At 45.2% G+C, this 21,074-nt stretch carries 18 protein-coding genes; 12 read left to right on the top strand and 6 right to left on the bottom strand.

All coding sequences use genetic code 11. The features are described from left to right. Positions 1 to 106: 106 nt before the first annotated feature. The 8 genes from AB6E85_RS03500 to AB6E85_RS03465 all read left to right on the top strand — a co-directional run bounded on the left by AB6E85_RS03500 (position 107) and on the right by AB6E85_RS03465 (position 6,689). A complete protein-coding gene (locus AB6E85_RS03500) occupies positions 107 to 847 on the top strand; it encodes a heme ABC transporter permease (protein ID WP_017064107.1) in 741 nt (246 codons plus the stop codon). Between the two features lie 14 nt (positions 848 to 861). Next, positions 862 to 1,068, top strand: a complete 207-nt coding sequence (gene ccmD / locus AB6E85_RS03495) for a heme exporter protein CcmD (RefSeq protein ID WP_009848525.1) — start codon at positions 862 to 864, stop codon at positions 1,066 to 1,068. Then, positions 1,065 to 1,547 (top strand): cytochrome c maturation protein CcmE, encoded by a 483-nt coding sequence (ccmE, locus tag AB6E85_RS03490; RefSeq protein ID WP_017064106.1) that lies wholly within the window; start codon positions 1,065 to 1,067, stop codon positions 1,545 to 1,547. The genes ccmD and ccmE overlap by 4 nt, the downstream gene beginning before the upstream one ends. Next, positions 1,544 to 3,514: a heme lyase CcmF/NrfE family subunit gene (locus AB6E85_RS03485; RefSeq protein WP_048661502.1), complete on the top strand. Its 1,971-nt coding sequence runs from the start codon at positions 1,544 to 1,546 to the stop codon at positions 3,512 to 3,514. The genes ccmE and AB6E85_RS03485 overlap by 4 nt, the downstream gene beginning before the upstream one ends. A 5-nt stretch (positions 3,515 to 3,519) precedes the next feature. Then, on the top strand, positions 3,520 to 4,071 hold the full coding sequence (locus AB6E85_RS03480) for a DsbE family thiol:disulfide interchange protein (RefSeq protein ID WP_017060653.1): 552 nt from the start codon (positions 3,520 to 3,522) through the stop codon (positions 4,069 to 4,071). Then, complete coding sequence (locus AB6E85_RS03475; RefSeq protein ID WP_372141466.1) at positions 4,068 to 4,559, top strand: cytochrome c-type biogenesis protein; 492 nt, start codon at positions 4,068 to 4,070, stop codon at positions 4,557 to 4,559. The genes AB6E85_RS03480 and AB6E85_RS03475 overlap by 4 nt, the downstream gene beginning before the upstream one ends. Further along, on the top strand, positions 4,559 to 5,779 hold the full coding sequence (gene ccmI, locus AB6E85_RS03470) for a c-type cytochrome biogenesis protein CcmI (RefSeq protein WP_050621064.1): 1,221 nt from the start codon (positions 4,559 to 4,561) through the stop codon (positions 5,777 to 5,779). The genes AB6E85_RS03475 and ccmI overlap by 1 nt, the downstream gene beginning before the upstream one ends. Positions 5,780 to 5,903: 124 nt before the next feature. Beyond that, entirely contained in the window at positions 5,904 to 6,689 is a 786-nt protein-coding gene (locus AB6E85_RS03465; protein ID WP_372141464.1) for a VacJ family lipoprotein, read from the top strand. Positions 6,690 to 6,783: 94 nt separating this feature from the next. On the opposite strand, the gene AB6E85_RS03460 is transcribed toward AB6E85_RS03465, so the two are convergent. From AB6E85_RS03460 to AB6E85_RS03445, 4 genes are all read right to left on the bottom strand, one after another. After that, positions 6,784 to 8,046, bottom strand: a complete 1,263-nt coding sequence (locus tag AB6E85_RS03460; RefSeq protein ID WP_372141462.1) for an outer membrane protein transport protein — start codon at positions 8,044 to 8,046, stop codon at positions 6,784 to 6,786. A 297-nt stretch (positions 8,047 to 8,343) separates the two neighbouring features. Then, on the bottom strand, positions 8,344 to 9,570 hold the full coding sequence (locus tag AB6E85_RS03455; RefSeq protein WP_372141460.1) for an outer membrane protein transport protein: 1,227 nt from the start codon (positions 9,568 to 9,570) through the stop codon (positions 8,344 to 8,346). A 297-nt stretch (positions 9,571 to 9,867) separates the two neighbouring features. After that, complete coding sequence (locus tag AB6E85_RS03450) at positions 9,868 to 10,596, bottom strand: DUF3379 domain-containing protein (protein ID WP_048616070.1); 729 nt, start codon at positions 10,594 to 10,596, stop codon at positions 9,868 to 9,870. Further along, positions 10,589 to 11,137 (bottom strand): sigma-70 family RNA polymerase sigma factor, encoded by a 549-nt coding sequence (locus tag AB6E85_RS03445; RefSeq protein WP_372141547.1) that lies wholly within the window; start codon positions 11,135 to 11,137, stop codon positions 10,589 to 10,591. The genes AB6E85_RS03450 and AB6E85_RS03445 overlap by 8 nt, the downstream gene beginning before the upstream one ends. 552 nt (positions 11,138 to 11,689) lie before the next feature. Here AB6E85_RS03445 and fadI point away from each other — a divergent pair. Continuing rightward, a complete protein-coding gene (gene fadI, locus AB6E85_RS03440) occupies positions 11,690 to 12,997 on the top strand; it encodes an acetyl-CoA C-acyltransferase FadI (protein ID WP_048607862.1) in 1,308 nt (435 codons plus the stop codon). Continuing rightward, a complete protein-coding gene (gene fadJ, locus AB6E85_RS03435) occupies positions 12,997 to 15,213 on the top strand; it encodes a fatty acid oxidation complex subunit alpha FadJ (protein WP_372141458.1) in 2,217 nt (738 codons plus the stop codon). The genes fadI and fadJ overlap by 1 nt, the downstream gene beginning before the upstream one ends. Before the next feature lie 468 nt (positions 15,214 to 15,681). Here fadJ and AB6E85_RS03430 read toward each other — a convergent pair whose 3' ends face one another. Beyond that, entirely contained in the window at positions 15,682 to 18,459 is a 2,778-nt protein-coding gene (locus tag AB6E85_RS03430) for an insulinase family protein (protein ID WP_372141456.1), read from the bottom strand. A 305-nt stretch (positions 18,460 to 18,764) separates the two neighbouring features. Between AB6E85_RS03430 and sixA the strand changes: the two genes are divergently transcribed. Beyond that, positions 18,765 to 19,229 carry a phosphohistidine phosphatase SixA gene (gene sixA / locus AB6E85_RS03425; protein WP_372141454.1) on the top strand — a complete coding sequence of 155 codons (465 nt, stop codon included), beginning with the start codon at positions 18,765 to 18,767 and terminating at the stop codon, positions 19,227 to 19,229. A gap of 111 nt (positions 19,230 to 19,340) precedes the next feature. On the opposite strand, the gene smrB is transcribed toward sixA, so the two are convergent. Then, positions 19,341 to 19,871, bottom strand: coding sequence for an endonuclease SmrB (gene smrB, locus AB6E85_RS03420; protein WP_372141452.1), 531 nt, complete (start codon positions 19,869 to 19,871; stop codon positions 19,341 to 19,343). Positions 19,872 to 19,933: 62 nt separating this feature from the next. Here smrB and prmB point away from each other — a divergent pair, with 62 nt between their 5' ends. Next, complete coding sequence (prmB, locus tag AB6E85_RS03415) at positions 19,934 to 20,866, top strand: 50S ribosomal protein L3 N(5)-glutamine methyltransferase (protein WP_017060640.1); 933 nt, start codon at positions 19,934 to 19,936, stop codon at positions 20,864 to 20,866. The last annotated feature ends 208 nt before the right edge of the window (positions 20,867 to 21,074 follow it).

Raw genomic sequence — 21,074 nt, 5'->3', positions numbered from 1 at the left:
CGATTGGACTCATAGAGTCAGTAAAACTGAAAGCAAGACAAATAAAATTATTATAATTATAGCTTTAACAGCTGTAAGCAATATGAAGTAAGAGTGAGATTACAACATGTGGAAATGGCTCCATCCCTATGCCAAAGCAGAAACCTCTTATCAGCTAGCTGGTAAACTTTTGCCATGGTTTTCGATCCTAGCGCTATTGTGTCTATCCGTCGGTACCGTGTGGGGGCTTGCATTTGCGCCTTCTGATTACCAACAAGGCGATAGCTTCCGTATCATCTACATCCATGTTCCGTCTGCAATTTGGTCGATGGGCGTATACATGTCGATGGCGATTGCTGCCTTTATCGGTTTGGTATGGCAGGTAAGGCTATCAGATATGGCCGCACTAGCGATGGCACCGATTGGTGCTGTATTTACCTTCATTGCACTGCTAACCGGTGCGGTTTGGGGCAAACCAATGTGGGGCGCTTGGTGGGTTTGGGATGCGCGTTTAACCTCAGAGCTGATTCTTCTATTCCTATACTTGGGTGTGATTGCACTACACCACGCTTTTGACGACCAAAAAACAGCAGCGAAAGCGGCAGGCATTTTGGCTATCGTTGGTGTCATCAACCTACCTATCATTCACTTTTCAGTAGAGTGGTGGAACACACTTCACCAAGGCGCGACGATCACTAAGTTCGACAAGCCTTCTATTTCAAGTGACATGTTATGGCCGCTTCTTCTTAACATCTTCGGCTTCGCCTTTTTCTTTGGTGCTGTGACTATGGTTCGTTTCCGTAACGAAATCATCAGTAAAGAAAGTCACCGTCCATGGGTTCGCAAGCTTGCGGCTGAAAAAGCGTAGTAGGGTAGGTAATTATGTATTTTGAATCTTTGAGTGATTTCTTTGCCATGGGAGGCTATGCCTCGTATGTATGGAGTGCATTTGGAATCACATTCCTCGCGATGATCATTTTACTGGTCGTAAGCGTTCGTCGTGGTAAGCAATTACTAAATGAAGTACAAGCTAAGATTGATCGTCAAGCTCGTATCGATGCAGCAAAAAATATGGAGAACACTCTATGAACCCAAGACGTAAAAAGAGGCTGGGCATTGTCTTAGCGATCTTTTTTGGTATCAGTGCGACTGTTGGATTGATGGTTTACGCACTTAACCAGAACATGGATCTGTTCTACACACCAACTGAGCTGGTCAACGGCAAAGATGGTAAGAAACCTGAAGTTGGTCAACGCCTACGTATTGGTGGCATGGTCGTAGTCGGCTCTGTAAGCCGTGACAATGAATCACTACGTGTAAGCTTTGATTTGCAAGATGTAGGCCCTAAAGTAACAATTCTATACGATGGCATCCTTCCTGATCTTTTCCGCGAAGGCCAAGGTATTGTCGCTCAGGGTGTTCTTAAAAATGCAACGACAATCGAAGCGTTTGAGGTGTTGGCGAAGCACGATGAAGAGTACATGCCTTCTGAAGTTGCGGAAGCAATGAAGAAAACCCATGAGCCTTTGCAATACACGACTGAACAAAAAGAAGGAAATGCTCAATGATAGCCGAGATCGGCCATTTTGCGATGATCCTGTCCTTGGGACTTGCATTGCTGCTGAGCGTGCTCCCATTGTATGGAGCCGCTCGAAATAACACATTACTGATGAACAGCGCACGACCGTTGTCGTGGGGTATGTTCGGATTCTTAGCGATTTCGTTCTTTATCCTGTGTTACGCGTTCTACACAAATGATTTTACGATTCAATACGTAGCAAGTAACTCGAATAGCCAACTGCCTTGGTACTACCGAATTACGGCGGTTTGGGGCGCTCACGAAGGTTCATTACTGCTTTGGGTTCTTATTCAAGCGGGTTGGACGGTTGCTGTAGCGACGTTTAGCCGTGGTATGCCTCAAGAGTCTGTGGCTCGCGTACTGGCTATCATGGGTTTGATTACGGTCGGCTTCTTGCTATTCATTATCGTAACGTCTAACCCGTTCCTACGTACATTGCCTTTCTTCCCTGTAGATGGCCGTGACTTGAACCCACTACTGCAAGACCCGGGTTTGATTATTCACCCGCCAATGCTTTACATGGGTTATGTAGGTTTCTCTGTTGCGTTCTCTTTCGCAATCGCTTCTCTAATGAGTGGTCGTCTTGATACGGCATGGGCTCGTTGGTCTCGTCCTTGGACAATCGCAGCTTGGTTATTCCTAACAGTAGGTATCGCACTAGGCTCTTGGTGGGCTTACTACGAACTTGGCTGGGGTGGCTGGTGGTTCTGGGATCCAGTAGAAAACGCTTCATTCATGCCTTGGTTGGCTGGTACTGCACTAATGCACTCACTAGCGGTAACCGAAAAGCGTGGCACATTTAAAGCTTGGACAGTATTGCTGGCTATCTCTGCATTCTCGCTAAGCTTACTAGGTACATTCTTAGTTCGTTCGGGCATCTTGGTATCGGTTCACGCATTTGCGTCAGATCCTGCTCGCGGTATGTTTATTCTAGGTTTCCTAGTGTTTGTTATCGGTGGTTCGCTGCTGTTGTTCGCTGTTAAAGGCGCATCGGTTCGTGTTCGTGGTAACTTCGATCTGGTTTCTCGTGAAAACGCACTGCTTGGCAACAACATCTTATTGATTGCAGCCCTAGTGGTTGTGTTAGTAGGTACGTTATTACCACTAGTTCACAAACAGTTAGGCTTGGGATCGGTATCTATCGGTGCTCCATTCTTTGACATGCTGTTCTTCTGGTTAATGATTCCGTTCTCGTTCTTGCTTGGTATCGGTCCTCTGATCCGCTGGAAACGTGACAACCTGTCTAAGCTTGTTAAACCAATGCTGATTTCAGGTGCATTCTCATTGGGTTTGAGTGCGCTAATGGTTGCTCTATTGGCTGACCGCTTCAGTGGTACTGCGTTTGCTGGCTGGGTAATGGCATTCTGGATCATCTTCATGCACGGCTTTGAACTGCATGAGCGTGCGACTCACCGTCATACGTTTATGAAAGGTCTAACTAAGTTGCCTCGTAGTCACTGGGCGATGGTGTGTGGTCACATAGGTTTAGCTGTGACAGTGATTGGTATCGCGATGGTGCAAAACTACAGCATCGAACGCGATGTTCGTCTGGCACCTGGTGAAAGCTACCAGCTTGAAGAATACAGCTTCTTGTTTACAGGGGTTCGTGACAAAGATGGTCCTAACTACGATGGTTACATTGCTGACTTTGAAATTACTAAAGAAGGCAAATACATCAACACGCTTCACGCTGAAAAACGTTTCTACACCACAGCTAAGTCTATGATGACAGAAGCAGCGATTGACCGTGGCGTAACACGTGACCTATACATCGCAATGGGTGAGCGTTTGGACGACAACAAGTCTTGGGCCGTACGTATCTACTACAAACCGTTTGTACGTTGGATCTGGGCTGGTTCTTTGATCATGTCGATTGGTGGTGCTATTGCAATCAGTGACCGTCGTTACCGTTTCCGTAAGCCAACCAAAAAGTCGGCTGAAGAGCAGGAGGCTTAACTAGAATGAACAAGAAGATTTTATTCATTCCATTGATTGCGTTCATGGTTCTAGCTGGAATCTTTGCAACGCAATTAATGCGCAACCAGTCGGGCGATGACCCGACCAAGCTTGAATCTGTATTGATTGGTAAGCCTGTTCCTGAGTTCGGTCTAGAAGACTTAGAACAACCAGGTAAGTTTCATGACCAAGCAATCTTTAAAGGTGAGCCATTGCTTCTTAACGTGTGGGCGACTTGGTGTCCTACTTGTTATGCAGAGCACTCTTACCTGAACAAGCTTGCGGATCAAGGCGTTAAGATCATTGGTCTTAACTACAAAGATGATCGCAACAAAGCGGTTGGTTGGTTAAAAGAGTTGGGTAACCCGTACCTAATTAGCCTGTTTGATGGTAATGGCATGCTAGGTCTTGACCTTGGCGTGTATGGCGCGCCTGAAACTTTCCTAATCGATGCTAACGGCGTAGTTCGCTACCGCCATGTTGGTGACGTGAACCCAACCAACTGGGCATCGACGCTTGAGCCGATGTATCAAGAGTTGTTGGAGGAATCGAAATGATTAGAAAGGCACTGATTACTCTATTCGCTACGTTCGCAATTTCAGCGGCGGTTTCGGCTGCACCTATCGAATTTCATGAATTTGATACCGTAGATCAAGAGCAGCAGTTCAAAGAGCTAAGCAATACACTACGTTGCCCTAAATGTCAGAACAACACGATTGGTGATTCGAACGCTGAGCTAGCGGTCGACTTACGCCAAAAAGTGTACGAGATGACAAAAGACGGCAAGTCGAAGCAAGATATCATTGATTACATGATTGCTCGCTACGGTAACTTTGTGACTTACAATCCACCACTGACACTAGCAACATCGATCCTTTGGATTGGACCGTTTGCGGTTGTTGTGTTTGGATTTGGTTTGATTATTTTACGAAGCAGAAAGTCAAAATCACAAGTAGCAGTAGAGTCAGATAAAGACTGGGATGCAGACAAAGAAGCTCGCTTAAAAGCGTTACTCGATGAAGAGAACGACGGAGATAAGAAGTAATGACTCTATTTTGGATTTCTACCATTATCCTTTCGCTAGCGGCAATTTTCTTGATTGTTCTGCCTTTTATTAACAAGAAGGCAAACAATGACGAAATGCTTCGCGACGAGTTGAACAAAGCATTCTATAAAGATCGTCTCGTAGAGTTAGAAGTAGAAGCAGAGGAAGGTCTTGTCGATAACCAACAAGAACTGATCGCTGATTTGAAACAGTCTCTGCTTGATGATGTTCCTGCACAAGAAGAGATGAAGAAGACTCAAATCTCTACGCTTGGTGTGGTTGTACCGTCGATCATTCTTGTCGTCGTTGTGACTTATGGTATGTACTTTAAGTTCGGTGCATTGGACAAAGTTCAACACTGGCAAGAAGTGAGCTCGAACCTTCCTGAATTATCTAAAAAGCTAATGTCATCGGAAGGTGGAGCACTAACGGATGATGAATTGGAAGATTTGACTCTAGCGCTTCGTACTCGTCTGCATTACCAGCCGAAAGATTCAACAGGTTGGTTGCTACTCGGTCGTATTGCACTGGCTAACCGCGACGCTGAAACAGCAAAAGATTCTATGGAACGAGCTTACAAACTTGAACCTAAGAATGAAGATGTTCAGTTAGGTTTCGCACAAGCTCTGATGCTTTCACCTGATGAAGCTGATCAAAACCAAGCTCGTTTGATTTTGAGCCGTTTGATTCAAAACGATTACGTCGACCTTCGTGTGTTCTCACTGCTAGCGTTCGACGCGTTTGAACGTCAAGACTACCCGGGTGCTGTGAAGTACTGGAGTATCATGCAGCAGATGATTGGTCCACAAGACAGTCGCTATGAAATGCTTTCGCGCAGTATTGAAAGTGCTCAGAAGAAAATGGGCGACACTATGGGTGTCGACCAAGGCAAGACTGTTGCTGTAACGCTCGATCTATCTGCTGACGTTAACGCTGACCCTAACTCAGTGTTAATTGTGTCAGTGCACAGAGCCGACGGTTCTCCAATGCCTATTGCAGCCGCTCGTTACCCACTAGGTACCTTCCCTCGTACTGTTGTGCTAGATGACGGCAACAGCATGCTGGAAGGACAAGAGCTGTCTAGCCTTGAAACTCTGATGGTTAGAGCTAGGCTTGATACTGATGGCAACGTTTCAACTCGCGAAGGTGATTGGTACGGTGAAAGTGAAGTGGTTGAATTGGGCGCTCCAGTTACCATTGATATCAATAAGCAATATTAATCATCACTTTGCATAGGTGTTAGCTATTCCGATTTGCAGATAAACGGTATAGACTTAGCCAAACAATTGAGGCCAGCGATTGCTGGCCTTTTTTATTATTTGAATTCCTTATGGAAAAGGTGATATGTCTGTCAGTGTTTTAAGACTCTCGAGTTTACTTTTTATCGCAAGCTTAACTGTTGGGTGTTCAAGTGCACCGGACGAAAGTGTTAACGATGATAACCTCGAAACCTCTGAATACGTCGAAGAGCCCCACCCGAATGATCCTTTTGAAGGCTTCAACCGAGCGATGTGGGATATCAACTACGAATATCTAGATCCTTACTTAGTTCGCCCTGTTTCCCTCGCTTATGTTGACTACACCCCTGTGCCAGTGCGTTCTGGTATCTCCAATTTTCTAGCCAACTTAGACGAACCATCAAGCATGGTGAATAACCTTATTATGGGCAATGGTGAAAAAGCACTCGACCATTTCAATCGTTTTTGGATTAACTCAACGATTGGCTTGTTAGGCTTAATCGATATTGCTAGCGAAGCTGGGATCACCAAGTACGATGATAAGTCTTTCTCTGATGCGATTGGCCATTACGGGGTAGGGAATGGTCCGTACTTCATGGTTCCGGGTTATGGTCCACTAACAACGCGTGAAGTAACTGAAACCGTTGATGGTATGTATGTGCCTCTGTCTTTCTTGAACTTCTGGGCAAGCTTAGGCAAGTGGGCATTTGAGGGTATGGAAACACGTGCTCAGTTAGTGTCGCAAGAAGCGTTGTTGGATAACTCTCCTGATCCATATGCATTAACGCGTGATGTTTACATTCAACGTCGTGATTTCAAAGCCGAGATAGAACCTGAAGAGGTCGACCTTGAAGAAGAAGACTTCATCGATGGTTATCTAGAAGATTACTAGAAACAAGATTTAAACTATCGATAAAAGAAAGGCTCGATGTTGAAAACAACATCGAGCCTTTTTAATGTTTGCTGCTTAGGTTAATTAAGACAGATTAGAAGCGGTAGTTAGCTTGTACACCAACTAGCCATATGCTGCCTGTTACTTCACCTTCGAAGCTGCCACCAAACATATCAGCGCCACCAAAGCCTGGATCAGTTTCGTGCATCTTAGCGTCTTTCGCTAGAATGTAAGTGAAACCAGCGTCTAAGGTTAGTTGCTCAGACCATTGGTAGCCAGCACCAATACTTAACCAAGTACGGTCTGTTTCTGGAATCGTCGCAGTACGGTGCTCTTCGCTTACTGCTGAAGTATCGTATGCAATACCAGAACGTAGAGCCAGTTTAGGTGTCATTTGGTAGGTAGTACCGATCGCGAAACGGTAGTTGTCTTCCCAGTTTTCCATCTTTATTGTGTCTGACTGTTCACCTGGGAAGTCTGCAACTAATTTTTCGAAGCTACTCCAGTCTGTCCAGTTGATACTAGCGTGAACGGCAACTTTGTCTGTTAGTTGATGGAAAGAAGCGATCTCGGCTGTCGCTGGCAAAGCTAGATCCATAGAACCAGGTTTGTGCGCATTTGGGTTTGCCATGTTGAAAGCAAAGCCTTTAGCATGACCTTCAAGAGTTAAGTCGATTTCAGATTTGTAGGCAAAGCCTAAACGGTTATTTTCATTGATCTGCCATGCGGTGCCAACTTGCCATCCCCACGCAGTGTCGTCACCTTCCATGTACTTCAGCGTCGTGCCTACTGGTAAAGTCCCTGTAGCTGTTGCGCCGAAGCTACCTTCAGCCATCACGTAACGAACACCACCACCAACAGAAACGTTGTCTAATACTTGGTAAGCAGCATTTAAGTTGAGTTCCATGCTGATTACACTTGCTTCATTGCCGTGGTTTGCACCAGCAAAGTCAGTACCTAGGTCGGTTTCCATGCCGTAGTTGGTGCCTGCAGCAAATCCGATTGCTAACTTTTCTGAATACTTGTGAGATACGTAAAAGTTAGGAATCACAGCACTGTGGGCGAAATCTTTGCTACTTGCTGGAGTATTTCCGCCAGAGGTCCCATCGATATCAATGTTCGGGTCAACATAGATCGCGCCAACAGAAACTTGAGTGCCCTCTAGGTAAGTCAGCATTGCGGGGTTACGCCATTGTGCGTCTGCACCGTCAGCCATTGCTGCTTCACCAGCGTATGCACGACCTAGGCCTGTTGCTGAGTATTCTGCTAGTTGAAAACCTGCCGCTTGAGTTACGGTAGAAGTCGAAAGTAGTCCAACTGCCACTGCAGCAGATAGAAGAGTCTTATTCATTTTCATTATTATGTTCGCTGAATCATAAGTATTTAGTGGCGTGATTCTACTTTTAGAGTCATTACTTTAAAAATGAAATTCGAATAAAACAGTGTTTTAGGGATTTAATGAGTAAATGTGTTTAATTATTAGAGAAATAATCTAAATGTTTCGGCTGTGTTGCGAGATTTGAGCGTACACTTGTAGTCATATATTCGCCTTGCAGGCTACAGTTGTAAGCTTAAATTGATGCGTGTCAGTGGCTTAGGCAATGAAAAAGGGTCGCGTAATGCAACCCTTTGGAGATTTATAACCTAGCTTATATTAGAAGCTACGGCTGTATTGTAGACCAAATAATACTGCATCAGCATGAGTTGTCGCTGTCAAAGGCCCTGCTGAGTTTTCTTCAACTTTTACGTCATCACCTAGCAGGTATGTGAAGCCGAAGTCAACGTTAGATGCTGTGTCAATATGGTAAGTGAAACCAGCAGAGAACCACTGTCGATCAGAATCTGGGACTGAGATAGAGGTAACATCATCTTGAGCGCTTGTGTCGTACATGTAGCCTGCACGCAATGTCCAGTCACGGTTTAGGTAGTAAGTACCACCAATTGCGTAGTGCCAACCATCTTGCCAAGCGTATTCTTTGTCATAGCTACCATTTATTCCACCTATTGGAGATGTAGCTAAATCTAAGTTTCTAAAGTCGATTTGATCGAAGTCACCCCAACCAATCCACTGTACAGAGTAGTGAACAGCAAACTTGGTGTCTTCGATTTTATGGTAGCCAGAGAACTCAATCATATCTGGTAATGGAAGAGTGATTTCCTGACCTTTGTCGTCTTCAGCTGTAAATTCTGGGCTGTATGTATATGCTAAGCCAAAGCGGTTGTTCTCATCTAGTTCGAAAACTGTTCCTAAGTTGAAGCCGACAGCCCAACCGTCTGCCTTGTCAACGTTTAACAAGTAAACTGAGCCTTGGCTACCAGGTGCCGAACGCTTCATCGTACCTTCACCGTAAATTAAGTCAAGACCAGCACCGAAGCTCCATTGTTCATTCAAACGGTAAGAGCCTGCTAAACCAAAGTTGATGCTCATTACGTCTGTTAGGCCGCCGTAAACTTCTGCGGCATAATCATCTGCAAATTCAGTTTTTGTTCCGAAGTTGGTATAAGCATTTACGCCCCAAGCAAACTTGTCATTTACTGGAACAATAAGGTGGATGTTTGGAGCAACAGATGTATCACCAACATCATCAACATCAGCGATATCACTGCCGTTATAATTAGCATCTTTGACATCAATCATTGAAGTAATTGTTTCAAAACCAAGAGATAGCTCAGTTTTGTCAAACAGTGCCATTGCCGCTGGGTTACGAGCCATTACTGACGCGTTATCTGCGATTACTGCATCACCAGCAAAAGCACGACCAAGGCCGGTTGCTGATTGTGCGTTAAGTTGGAAACCTGCTGCCATCGCTTGCGAAGACGCCAGTGTAATTGTTACTGCTAAAAGAGACTTTTTAAACAGACGCGTGTTGTTGGTAGTCATTCATTTATTCCTTTATATATCCGCCTCTACAGGGCGATTAATTTGAGCAATTGCTCAATGGTGGCTGATCCTATTCGCAAGTATACGATATACAAATCCGACCATTGGGAATTTTGAGTGGAAAATTATGGAAATGACGCCTATCTGGCACGAAAATGGTGCGAAATGCTGTTTTTTAGAGTTTTAACTCTAGAGGTATTGGTGGGGTGAATGGTTTTGCGGTTTATTTATAAATAAAGCCCAGCAATATCAGTAATATAATTGCTGGGCCTTTTGTGACGGGGCTTTAAGAGCGAATTAGCTCATTGGTTTGATCATTTTTGTCAGCTTTTCGGCGATTTTGGAAACATCCTCACCATTTTCCCCCACAAGGATTAAGCTGCTGCCATCTACGGGTGTTACCGAGCCGGACATGCCTTTTTCATCAAAGTCGATAGGTTTGTCTGTCGGAATACCGGTTAAAAACAGGGTTACTTTACCTTTTGCGCCTTGGAAGACCATATGTACTGCGTTGGATTTACCAAAGCCACAGTGGTTTAGGTAATAGACGTGGTAAGGGAAAGCATCATCAAACTGAAAAGCAAATGGGTTCATTTTTGCGTTAATCTGCTGCGATGTGACCTGTTCATCGATGGAACTAACAAAACTTTTTTCATCAACAACGTGCTTCATTGCTGTATCAACCAAACTAGCTTGAGCTGGTGAAACGAATGCGTTGCCCCAATTCACTTGGCCAACTAATAAACCAGCAACAAACGCCACCGAGGCAGCCATTGCCATTGCTCGTCTCGCAAACGTAGGCCTTACTACTTTGCTTTCTTCGCTTGAGGTCTGATTGAACAGAATACGATCAGCAAGATCATCTGGCACATCCACATTCATCGCTGAGTGGATCTGCTTATCAAGCGCTAGTACATCGTCTAAGAAATTACTATTGGCTTCGCTATTCGCGGCCGCATCAACAATATCTTGTGTACGTTGTTTAGGTTCCGACAATACACGACGACGAAATTCCAAATCATCCATTATGTTGCCCCCTCTCTGCCTCTTCTGTATCCAACAGCTCTTTCAACTGATTTCGAGCTCTGAATAAACGTGTCATCACCGTGTTTTTGTTGAGATTGAGAATATCGGCAATCTCATCACCACTAAAACCACCAATCACTTGCAAGAAGAGAGGTTCACGGTAATCAATTTCAAGTTTCATTATCTGGGCTTGCAACCACTGATGCTGATGGTGCGGGTCATCACTGACACTAGCATCGTTACCGTGATCGTCGATATCAACCAGATCAAACTGTTTGCGTTCAAAACGTCGAGCGTTCTCGCGTCTCAAGATGGTAATCAGCCAAGATTTAGCGGCTTTTTCATCTTGAAGGCTATCGAGTGACTTCCATGCACGAAGGCAAGTTTCTTGAACTAAGTCTTCGGCAATGCTTTTGTCTTTGCATAACCAATAGGCATAGCGAAAGAGGTCACGATGATAGGCACGCACGAGTGCTTCGTATTTTCTTTGTTTGTCCATATCAGAGTTGACCGGACGCTTGGCTGTTTTCTTTCCAAACATTTTTATTATTGACACACGAGCCTCCATAATTGCTCTGCGTATAGCTGTCCTCTATACGTTGTGCTTCGTTTTTATATTTTTAGAGCTAACGATCGGCAGGAAATCGTAAAATCACATTAAAATTGATCTACTTCAAAATCTAAGGCCTCGAACCCGTTATAGTACACCTTGTCGTCTAGTTAGTCATTCGTGGCTAGCATGTTGAGCAAGACGACACTTCCTTTTGAAGGCTGACTTTACTTTCTCCTAATCAGGAAACTGATTATTTCAATTGGCGCTAAGTTAATTGCTTTATATACATTCCGACCACACAGCTTTGTGTGGTTTTTTTTTGCCTCAAGAAAACCATTCTCTACATTGCGATAACAGTCTTGGCTTACAATAGTTTAGTCTCTTACGACAACCTTTCCCCCAAAAAGGTTCGCCTGAATGTGCAGTTATATTTTCAAACAGTGAGATACTCGTATCACGTTTATTTAAACGCTCGTTTGATTTAATTAACAACTTCTTTACAATGCTTCAGGTCAGACCTCTTAACTTTAAGGAGAAACCATGGGCAAACAGGAAGTCAAAACGCGTTCTGGAGAACGTGTTGCCGTTGTCGCTGGATTACGAACCCCATTTGCTCGTCAGAGCACAGAATTTAGCCAAGTGCCTGCGGTTGACCTAGGCAAAATGGTTGTGAGCGAAATGCTTGCAAGAACGGATGTCGATCCTGCGCTTATCGAACAAGTTGTGTTCGGCCAAGTCGTGCAAATGCCAGAAGCGCCGAACATTGCGCGTGAAATCGTGTTGGGCACAGGCATGGACATCAATACCGATGCCTACAGTGTGACACGAGCATGTGCGACCAGTTTCCAAGCAGCAGTCAACGTGACCGAAAGCATTATGGCGGGCACTATTGATGTCGGTATTGCGGGCGGTGCGGACTCTTCTTCTGTATTGCCTATCGGTGTATCGAAAAAGTTAGCGGCAAATCTATTAGCGCTGAGCAAAACGAAAACTATGGGTCAAAAGCTGAAGATTCTTAAAACGCTTTCCGTAAAAGATTTGATGCCAGTACCACCTGCAGTTGCTGAATACTCGACCGGTTTATCCATGGGACAAACGGCTGAGCAAATGGCTAAGACGCATGGTATTACTCGAGAAGCTCAAGATGCACTTGCTCACCGTTCTCACTCTTTGGCTTCTCAGGCATGGAAAGAAGGCAAGATTAAAGACGAAGTGATGACGGCATTCCCGGCGCCTTACAAAAAGTATCTAGCGGAAGACAACAACATTCGCCACGACTCAACGGTTGAAGGTTACGCTAAGCTGCGTCCTGCTTTTGACAGAAAGTACGGCAGTGTAACGGCAGCCAATGCTACGCCGCTTACTGATGGCGGTGCGGCAGTGATGTTGATGCGCGAAGGTAAAGCGAAAGAACTAGGCTTAGAAGTGCTTGGTTATATTCGTGGTTATGCGTTCTCAGCGATTGGCGTTGAAACGGACATGTTGATGGGCCCGACTTACGCGACCTCTCAAGTATTGAAGAACACCGGTTTAGAGTTGTCAGACTTAACACTGATCGAGATGCACGAAGCATTCGCTGCCCAAGTTTTGGCTAACGTTAAAATGTTTGCGAGCGATGAGTTTGCTCAGAAGAATCTTGGCCGCGATAAAGCGATCGGTGAGATTGATATGGAGAAATTCAACGTGCTGGGTAGCTCGATTGCTTACGGACACCCGTTTGCAGCGACTGGCGCGCGCATGATGACTCAAACATTACGTGAACTGAAACGTCGCGGTGGCGGCTTGGCACTGAACACAGCTTGTGCGGCTGGTGGTTTAGGTGCAGCAATGATCTTGGAGGTAGAATAATGTCTACGACTCTTGATGCAACAACAGAAAAAGAAACAGTCGCTCAACCAGATTCAACCTCTGCGACTGAATCAACCAAAAAGAAAGTGGCAGCATTTTCTCTTAATATCGACGAGCAAGATATTGCTTGGTTAGCGATCGATGTGCCAAACGAGAAAATGAACACGCTGCAAGCGGCTTTTGCTGAAGAAATGAAAGCCATCTTTGAGCAGCTAAAAGAAAAGCAGAGCCGAGTTAAGGGCTTAATCGTTCATTCACTAAAGCCAGATAATTTTATCGCTGGCGCTGATGTACGAATGCTTGATGCATGTAAAACGGCTGACGAAGCGCAATCTCTGGCTCGCCAAGGGCAGGAGATGTTCCAAACTCTGTCTGAACTGCCGTACCCAGTGGTCGCAGCGATTCACGGTCCATGTTTAGGTGGCGGTTTAGAGCTCGCACTGGCGTGTGATTACCGCGTATGTACCGATTCAGATAAGACTCGTCTTGGTCTGCCAGAAGTACAGTTAGGTTTGTTACCAGGCTCTGGCGGTACACAGCGTCTGCCTCGCCTTATCGGTTTGTTACCATCGCTCGACCTAATCCTTACGGGCAAGCAACTGCGCGCTAAGAAAGCGAAATCGCTTGGTGTTGTGGATGCTTGTGTGCCTGAAACTATCCTGCTTGAAGTCGCTAAGAGCTTTGTTGAAAAGAATACGGGCAGTAAAAAAGGTAAGCGTCTAGCATCGAAAAGCCAAGCGTCGACCAAAGAAAAGCTGATTTCACGTAACGGCCTTGGTCGTAAAGTGATTTTTGAACAAGCTTCTAAGAAGACTAATCAGAAAACACGCGGCAATTACCCAGCAGCGGATGCGATTCTAGATGTGATTCGTTATGGCCTTGAGAACGGCTTTGACAAAGGTCTTCAGTATGAAGCGAAGCGTTTCTCAGAACTGGTTATGACTTCAGAGTCTAAAGCCCTTCGTTCGATTTTCTTTGCAACCACGGAAATGAAAAAAGAACACGGCGCAGACGCAGAACCAAAAGCGGTTAAGCGTGTTGGTGTGCTGGGCGGTGGTCTTATGGGCGCAGGTATCAGCCATGTCAGCGTTGCTAAGGCGAAAGTGCCGGTGCGCATTAAAGACGTATCAAATGAGGGTGTACTGAACGCGCTTAACTACAACTTCAAGTTGTTCGATAAGCAGCGTAAGCGTCGCATTCTGAGCCGAGCAGACCTTGAAAGTAAGATGCTTCAGCTTTCTGGTGGTATCGACTTTACTAGCTTTAATCACACCGATGTGGTGATTGAAGCGGTATTTGAAGACCTCGACCTTAAGCAATCAATGGTTGCGGACATTGAAGCCAATGCCAAGCCTGAGACTATTTTCGCGACGAATACGTCTTCATTGCCTATCCATAAGATTGCAGAGAAGGCGCAGAGACCAGAAAACGTGGTCGGTCTTCACTACTTCAGCCCAGCAGAGAAAATGCCGCTGGTTGAGGTTATCCCCCATGAAACAACCTCTGAAGAGACGATTTCTACGGTTGTCGCATTAGCGAAGAAGCAAGGCAAAACACCGATTGTTGTCAAAGACACGGCTGGTTTTTACGTGAACCGTATTCTTGCTCCGTACATGAACGAAGCTGCGCATTTACTGCTAGCGAACGAGCCGATTGAAAAGCTCGACAGTACGTTATTGGACTTCGGTTTCCCGGTTGGCCCTATCACCTTATTAGATGAGGTGGGTGTTGATATCGGTGCGAAGATCATTCCGATTTTAGTGAATGAGCTTGGCGATCGTTTCCAAGGCCCTGATGTGTTCGACATTCTGTTGAATGACAACCGTAAAGGCCGTAAGAGTGGTAAAGGTTTCTACACTTACAAAGGCAAGAAGAAGGAAGTCGATAAGTCAGTTTACAAGCTGCTTAAGCTTCAACCAGATCCTAAGTTGAGCGATAACGATATCGCGATGCGCTGTGTGTTACCTATGCTAAACGAAGCGGTTCGTTGTTTGGATGATGGCATTATCCGCAGCCCTCGTGATGGCGATATTGGTGCGATTTTCGGTATCGGTTTCCCGCCATTCCTCGGTGGTCCGTTCCGCTACATGGATCAAATCGGCATTAAGTCACTGGTTGAGATGATGAACGATTTCGCTAAGAAATACGGTGACCGTTTTGCGCCATGTGATGGCCTACTGACACGCGCTGGTTTGGGTGAGTCTTTCTACAAGTAACTCTCTAATTCATTGATTAAGAAGCCCGTATCAAGCGATTGATGCGGGCTTTATTTTTATGGAGATATGCTAAAGGAGTGAGATTCCCGACTCAGTCGTTCCTCCTTCTCGGGAATGACGGGGAAGTGATGTGTTCTGTCTGGCCGTCTTGGCTTGGTGTGGGAGATTTCCGACTCAGTCATTCTTCCTTCTCGGGAATGACGAGGAGAGGGATGTGTTCTGTCTGGTAGCGTTGGCTTGGTGTGGGAGATTCCCGATTCGGTCGTTCTTCCTTTTCGGGAATGACGATCGAGAGATAAAAAGTACGCTATTGAATTGATAAGAAAGGTGGTCACACACATCTCAATCGAAACTACCGTCATCTCCTAAAGCGACGAAGGAGCGTAATAGGAGATCTGATTTTGTGCTTCATCCAAGAAAAAAGGTTGATGCTTTCACATCAACATTATGATTTTCATTCCAGCTTTATCAGCCAAGCTCACAGTCTTTAGGGCGTAACTGAAACTCATCAATAGAGCCAATTTCAACACCTGCTGACAGCTTATCTTCCTCATTATGAGCATTACCGTGAGCATGCATAATCAAACGATTTGCAGTACGTGGTTTTAGCTGACTGACCACAAAACGCATCATGTCAGAGCGAGTTAACCCCTTAAGGTCTTCTAATACGCGCTCTCTTTGGTTGAACTCAACATCCTTATTGCCTATCGCAACCCATAAGCGCTGAGCACGCCCTCGCAAAGTCGTATCTGGTGTCGAAATCTGATTCCATAGGCCGCGCTTACTGCTGTGCCATTGATAGTCGTTAAGCTCTAACAGCACCATGTAAAAGGCATTGAGGAACTCATCTATCGAGGCTAACAAGTCAGCAGGGGCTGCATTCGGTGATTGCACATATAACACAATTCCAGGGTGTCGGTTGAGCGGCATATTGCCAGTACCGACCATGTAACCTAGCTGCTGCTTGGTTCGTATCTCATGGAAGAAAGTGGCCGACATCAAATGGTTTGCCAATGAATACAGCGCGATATTTTTAGGTGAAATATCAGGGCATTGGTAATAAACCACAATTGCTGAATCATCTTGGTTACACACCACTTCACGTTGGAAGCTGCCGTTTTCACCGAGCATGATGAGCGGACGCAGTGATTCTTCGTAAGCCTGATCTTGAACACGCAGTGCATCTTTTAGCGTTTCAGCCATCTTGTGTGCATCGGCTTTTTTCCAGTCGCCATACACAAACATCTCAACATGAAGTTCCGCCAAGATTGCTTGAACAAAAGAGGAGAGCTCATCGACCTCTATCGTTTCCAGCGCTTCAATTAACACGGAATAGGGCGGGTTATTTGGTTGAAGTATCCCAGTCATTGCATTAAACAACTGCGAAATAGGGCGATCTTGCGACGCGTTGTTCCAGTTTCTGATCAGTTGATGCTTGATGGTTTCGAAGCGTGTTGGACTAAAGTCGCGTGCTTGGAAACGTTCAAGAATCATATTGAGCAGCTGTGGTTGCTTCTCGCTAAACCCAGACAGAGTAAGTGTTACCCCGCCCTGATGGGTGTACATGTTATAGCCCATTCCGGCGATTTCAGCCTGATACGTATCTTTTTCCAGCGAATCTAAGAACATTTCTACACACAAGCGTGTTTTAACGATATTTCTTGGGCTAGCGACTGAGTGCGGGCTATCGATTGCAACATACACCACACCTTTTGGCACTCTAAATTGATGGTCTTGCAGGTGCCATAGCTTAAAGCCGTCGAGATCTTCTAGCAGTTGTGGGAACTTAGCGTCACCTTCGAGTTCAGTCGGGTCTAGATCGTAGCAAATAAACGGGTTTTTGCTTGGGAGTTCAAACTGCCAACCGGGGTTAATGCACGTAAAGCATTGAACTTGTTCAGCACTAAAAGGTGTGACCGAGTAGGGTGTAAAGTACCACTTCGCTTCCCTGTCATACTCGAACCCCTGAGCAACAATGGTCGCTCGCATGTTGTCGACGGTTAAGTAAGGCAGCAAAGAACGCTGTAACTCGTCATCGAAATGCGACATCTTGTAATCGCCATACACCACGTCTTGCTCTTGATAGTGCTGCATGTTGATAACGAGGTGGCTGACGACATCAAGCGGTCTTGCTGGCTCTTGAAAGCGGAAAGCAGACTCAAGAACGGCGCGTTTTTCTAGGTAGCGCCACTCCTGGATGCCTTGTTGCTCGACTAACTTGATGTACTGAAATATCGCTTGGATGATGTTATCGGTTTTGGTTAAACCTTCAATGGTCAACGAGCAGCTAACCGTGAAATCACGGTAGTTGCTGCCACTCGCGCCACCACCTGCAGAGAGGGATGTTATCCAGCCTTTCTCTTTGAGTTGCATCATCAAACTGCCTTCACCTTCGTAACCTAAAAGGTGGGCAAAGAACGACAATGGCTTAACGCCGTAGTGTTCGTCCATGCTTGGCATAGGGAAGGTTAAGATAAGTTTGCGTACTTCTTTAATTGGCTCAACACGCACTTGTACGCCTGTACTCAACTCGCCAACAATCGGTACTTCAACCTTTTTGCCTTGTAGGTTGTGATTGGTGATCGAGCTAAAGCGATCCTCAACCCAGCTTTGCATCTCATCTAATGCCTGATTGCCAGAAAGCGTCAGCGTCATTAAGTCAGCAGAGTATTGTTGCTGGTGGAAAGCCAAGATCTCTTGTCGAATCGTCTCGCCATTTCTGTCGCCCAACGTATCGATATTACCGACAGAAAACTTCGAGAATGGGTGATTGTGATTCACCAGCTCTTTGGTAACTTGGTACAAGCGTCGTGAGTCGTCGTTGAGTTTCATCTTGTATTCGGAATCAACGGCTTGGCGTTCTTTGTCTAACGCTTCTTCGTTGAACAGGGGAGCGGTAAAAAATTGGCTGAAGCGATCGAGTGCGGTTTCAAAGGCATTCAATTCAACATCAAAAAAGAAGCAGGTGTGCTCTGTTCCTGTCCAAGCATTGTTGCTGCCGCCATGCTGGCTGATAAAACTTTGGAACTCTCCGACCTTTGGATACTTTTCAGTTCCTAAAAATAGCATATGCTCTAAGTAGTGAGCCAAACCCTCTCGGTCTGCAGGGTCATCAAAATGCCCCACATTGACGGCTAATGCGGCTGCTGCTTTTTGAGCATTTTGATCCTGAACTAACAGTACACGTAACCCGTTATTTAAGGTTATGTAGCGGTATTGATGTTCATCATTTGGGCTTAAGTGCACAGGAGCATCTCCAGAGAAGGTGGTTTTTAAATTATGTACCCGATGATTCGGCGTGCAAACCTTGTGATCATATTTTGGGATATGAAGTGCTTTTTGGCGATTTCTAAATCACTTTTATCGATTTTTATCAGTAATTTATTTTCTTTTAACAAGATTGTTAAGAAAGTCGAACTCTTTGGCAAGTGACTTGATATAATTATTTATATTGACTGCGGTTTCTCTGGATTGAGAGCCAAACCTAAGTAGCGTTTCGCTGATATATGGGATATATCGACTTTCGACATGTTACGAAGACAGGATTGAACATGAAAATATTCATTATGCGCCACGGTGAAGCAGAACATTTTGCGAACTCGGATGCAGAACGAGCGTTGACCAAGCGCGGGAAAATGGCTTCTCTTGCAGTGGCACAAGCTGCAAATGAGCAGGGGATTAGTCAATTCGATAAAGTGCTGGTGAGCCCATATTTAAGGGCACAAGAAACGTGGTTAGAGATCTCTCAGGCGTTTTCTGGGAAGAAAGTAGAAACCTGTGATGATATTACGCCTTATGGAATGTCCGACGATGTGTTTGATTTAACCTTAGCAATGGCTGAAGTAGAAAAACTAGAGACCATTTTATTTGTTTCTCATTTACCTCTAGTGGGCTACCTAACGGCAGAGTTTGCAACAGGCATGGCGCCGCCGATGTTTCCCACTTCGGGCTTAGCGTGTATCGACTTCAACCTTGAGGCACAAAAAGGTGAGTTGCTTTGGAACATCAATCCATAAGCTCGTTGAGCTCTGTTTGATGACAAAGTTGCAGACAATTAGAAAGGGCATCTCAATATGATTGGGATGCCCTTTGTTGTTTTTTGGTGAGAGAGAATTCGTAAACCAGAATTATTTCTCAGGAACCGAAAGCAAGACTAACAGCGCGCCATTGCCGCCAAACTCTAACGGTGCTTGGTGGAAAGCCATCACGTCTGGGTGCTGTGCTAACCACAAAGGCACCTTCTGTTTAAGGATGTGTTTACCGATACCGTGCTGAACACAGGCACACGCCACGCTCTCTTTCACGCAGTGCGCAATCATCGCGCCAAGCTCACGTTTAGCTTCTTGTTGAGTCATACCATGCATATCGAGATACACATCAGGAACGTAGACACCACGACGTAAGCGCTTGACCTCATATTTCGAGACATCATCGCGAGCATAGCGTGTCGGACCCTCTTCGCTAAGGTGCGGAATGAACTCATCCGAGAAATAAAACTCGCTATCACTGGCTTGTCTTGCCGTTCGAGTAATTTCTTTTTGCTTGGCATTTCTTTTTGGCTGCTGGACTATGGTATCCTGTTGCAACTTTTTAACGCCCTTTACTGCATCGTTGAACAGGGCGAAATCGTCATCGAAGTCGGTGTCTTTTTTGCTCATCAGGTTATGAATTCTAATTAGAAACGTAATTAGCAGTATTGTAGCGCTTTTCGGAGACAATTTTGGATAAGATTTTTGTAGAAGAAGCGGTATCAGAACTACACACGCTTCAAGATGTGATTCGTTGGACTGTTAGCCGCTTTAACGCAGCGGGCCTATTTTATGGTCACGGCACTGATAACGCGTGGGATGAGGCAGTACAACTTATCTTACCTACTCTTTATCTGCCGATTGATGTTCCTTCGCATGTGATGAACTCTCGTCTAACGAGTAGCGAGCGTCTGCGTATTGTTGAGCGCGTAATCAAGCGTATTAATGATCGTACACCAACGGCTTACCTAACCAACAAAGCTTGGTTCTGTGGCCTTGAATTCTTCGTTGATGAGCGCGTTCTTGTGCCTCGTTCTCCAATTGGTGAGCTGATCGAAGCTCAATTCCAACCTTGGTTAACTGAAGAGCCAACTCGCATCATGGATATGTGTACGGGTAGTGGTTGTATCGCTATTGCTTGTGCTCACGCATTTCCTGACGCTGAAGTAGATGCGATTGATATCTCTACAGACGCATTGCAAGTTGCAGAGCAGAACGTTCAAGATCACGGCATGGAGCAGCAAGTGTTCCCAATCCGTTCAGATCTTTTCCGTGATTTGCCAAAAGAGAAATACAACCTGATCGTATCAAACCCACCTTACGTGGACGAAGAAGATATGAACAGCCTACCAGATGAGTTTACTCACGAGCCAGAGCTTGGTCTAGCAGCGGGTACAGACGGTCTGAAATTGGTTCGTCGCATCTTAGCTAATGCACCAGACTACCTAACTGACGACGGTATTCTTATCTGTGAAGTAGGTAACTCAATGGTTCATATGATGGATCAGTACCCAGAGATTCCATTCACTTGGATTGAATTCTCTAACGGTGGTCATGGTGTATTCATGATCACTCGTGAGCAGCTTGTTGCTTGCGCTGATGAGTTCTCTATCTACAAAGACTAGGTTTCAATTATTAGGTTAGTGCCCCTATCTTAGGGCTGTAAGCTTAGAACCTGAAATCTAGTCAGACGTTCGATTTGAAACATTTTTATTTAAACGCCATGCATTGCTGCATGGCGTTTTTTATTGCCTAGATTAAAGATGTTTGTATTCATATCGAAGACGTTAAGCACAATATTTAGTTGATTAATATGAGGGCTTATTACATATT

The sequence above is a fragment of the Vibrio sp. 10N.247.311.51 genome, assembly GCF_041467855.1.
Lineage (GTDB): Bacteria > Pseudomonadota > Gammaproteobacteria > Enterobacterales > Vibrionaceae > Vibrio > Vibrio coralliirubri.
This window is presented reverse-complemented; position numbering and strand designations above follow the sequence as displayed.

Excerpts from the sequence above, each read along its gene's own strand:
- sixA (WP_372141454.1), top strand. The coding sequence starts at position 18,765 with ATGAAAATATTCATTATGCGCCACGGTGAAGCAGAACATTTTGCGAAC.
- ccmE (WP_017064106.1), top strand. The coding sequence starts at position 1,065 with ATGAACCCAAGACGTAAAAAGAGGCTGGGCATTGTCTTAGCGATCTTT.
- AB6E85_RS03480 (WP_017060653.1), top strand. The coding sequence starts at position 3,520 with ATGAACAAGAAGATTTTATTCATTCCATTGATTGCGTTCATGGTTCTA.
- ccmI (WP_050621064.1), top strand. The coding sequence starts at position 4,559 with ATGACTCTATTTTGGATTTCTACCATTATCCTTTCGCTAGCGGCAATT.
- fadJ (WP_372141458.1), top strand. The coding sequence starts at position 12,997 with ATGTCTACGACTCTTGATGCAACAACAGAAAAAGAAACAGTCGCTCAA.
- AB6E85_RS03485 (WP_048661502.1), top strand. The coding sequence starts at position 1,544 with ATGATAGCCGAGATCGGCCATTTTGCGATGATCCTGTCCTTGGGACTT.
- AB6E85_RS03465 (WP_372141464.1), top strand. The coding sequence starts at position 5,904 with ATGTCTGTCAGTGTTTTAAGACTCTCGAGTTTACTTTTTATCGCAAGC.
- smrB (WP_372141452.1), bottom strand. The coding sequence starts at position 19,871 with ATGAGCAAAAAAGACACCGACTTCGATGACGATTTCGCCCTGTTCAAC.
- AB6E85_RS03500 (WP_017064107.1), top strand. The coding sequence starts at position 107 with ATGTGGAAATGGCTCCATCCCTATGCCAAAGCAGAAACCTCTTATCAG.
- fadI (WP_048607862.1), top strand. The coding sequence starts at position 11,690 with ATGGGCAAACAGGAAGTCAAAACGCGTTCTGGAGAACGTGTTGCCGTT.
- AB6E85_RS03445 (WP_372141547.1), bottom strand. The coding sequence starts at position 11,137 with ATGTTTGGAAAGAAAACAGCCAAGCGTCCGGTCAACTCTGATATGGAC.
- AB6E85_RS03475 (WP_372141466.1), top strand. The coding sequence starts at position 4,068 with ATGATTAGAAAGGCACTGATTACTCTATTCGCTACGTTCGCAATTTCA.
- AB6E85_RS03450 (WP_048616070.1), bottom strand. The coding sequence starts at position 10,596 with ATGGATGATTTGGAATTTCGTCGTCGTGTATTGTCGGAACCTAAACAA.
- AB6E85_RS03455 (WP_372141460.1), bottom strand. The coding sequence starts at position 9,570 with ATGACTACCAACAACACGCGTCTGTTTAAAAAGTCTCTTTTAGCAGTA.
- ccmD (WP_009848525.1), top strand. The coding sequence starts at position 862 with ATGTATTTTGAATCTTTGAGTGATTTCTTTGCCATGGGAGGCTATGCC.
- AB6E85_RS03460 (WP_372141462.1), bottom strand. The coding sequence starts at position 8,046 with ATGAAAATGAATAAGACTCTTCTATCTGCTGCAGTGGCAGTTGGACTA.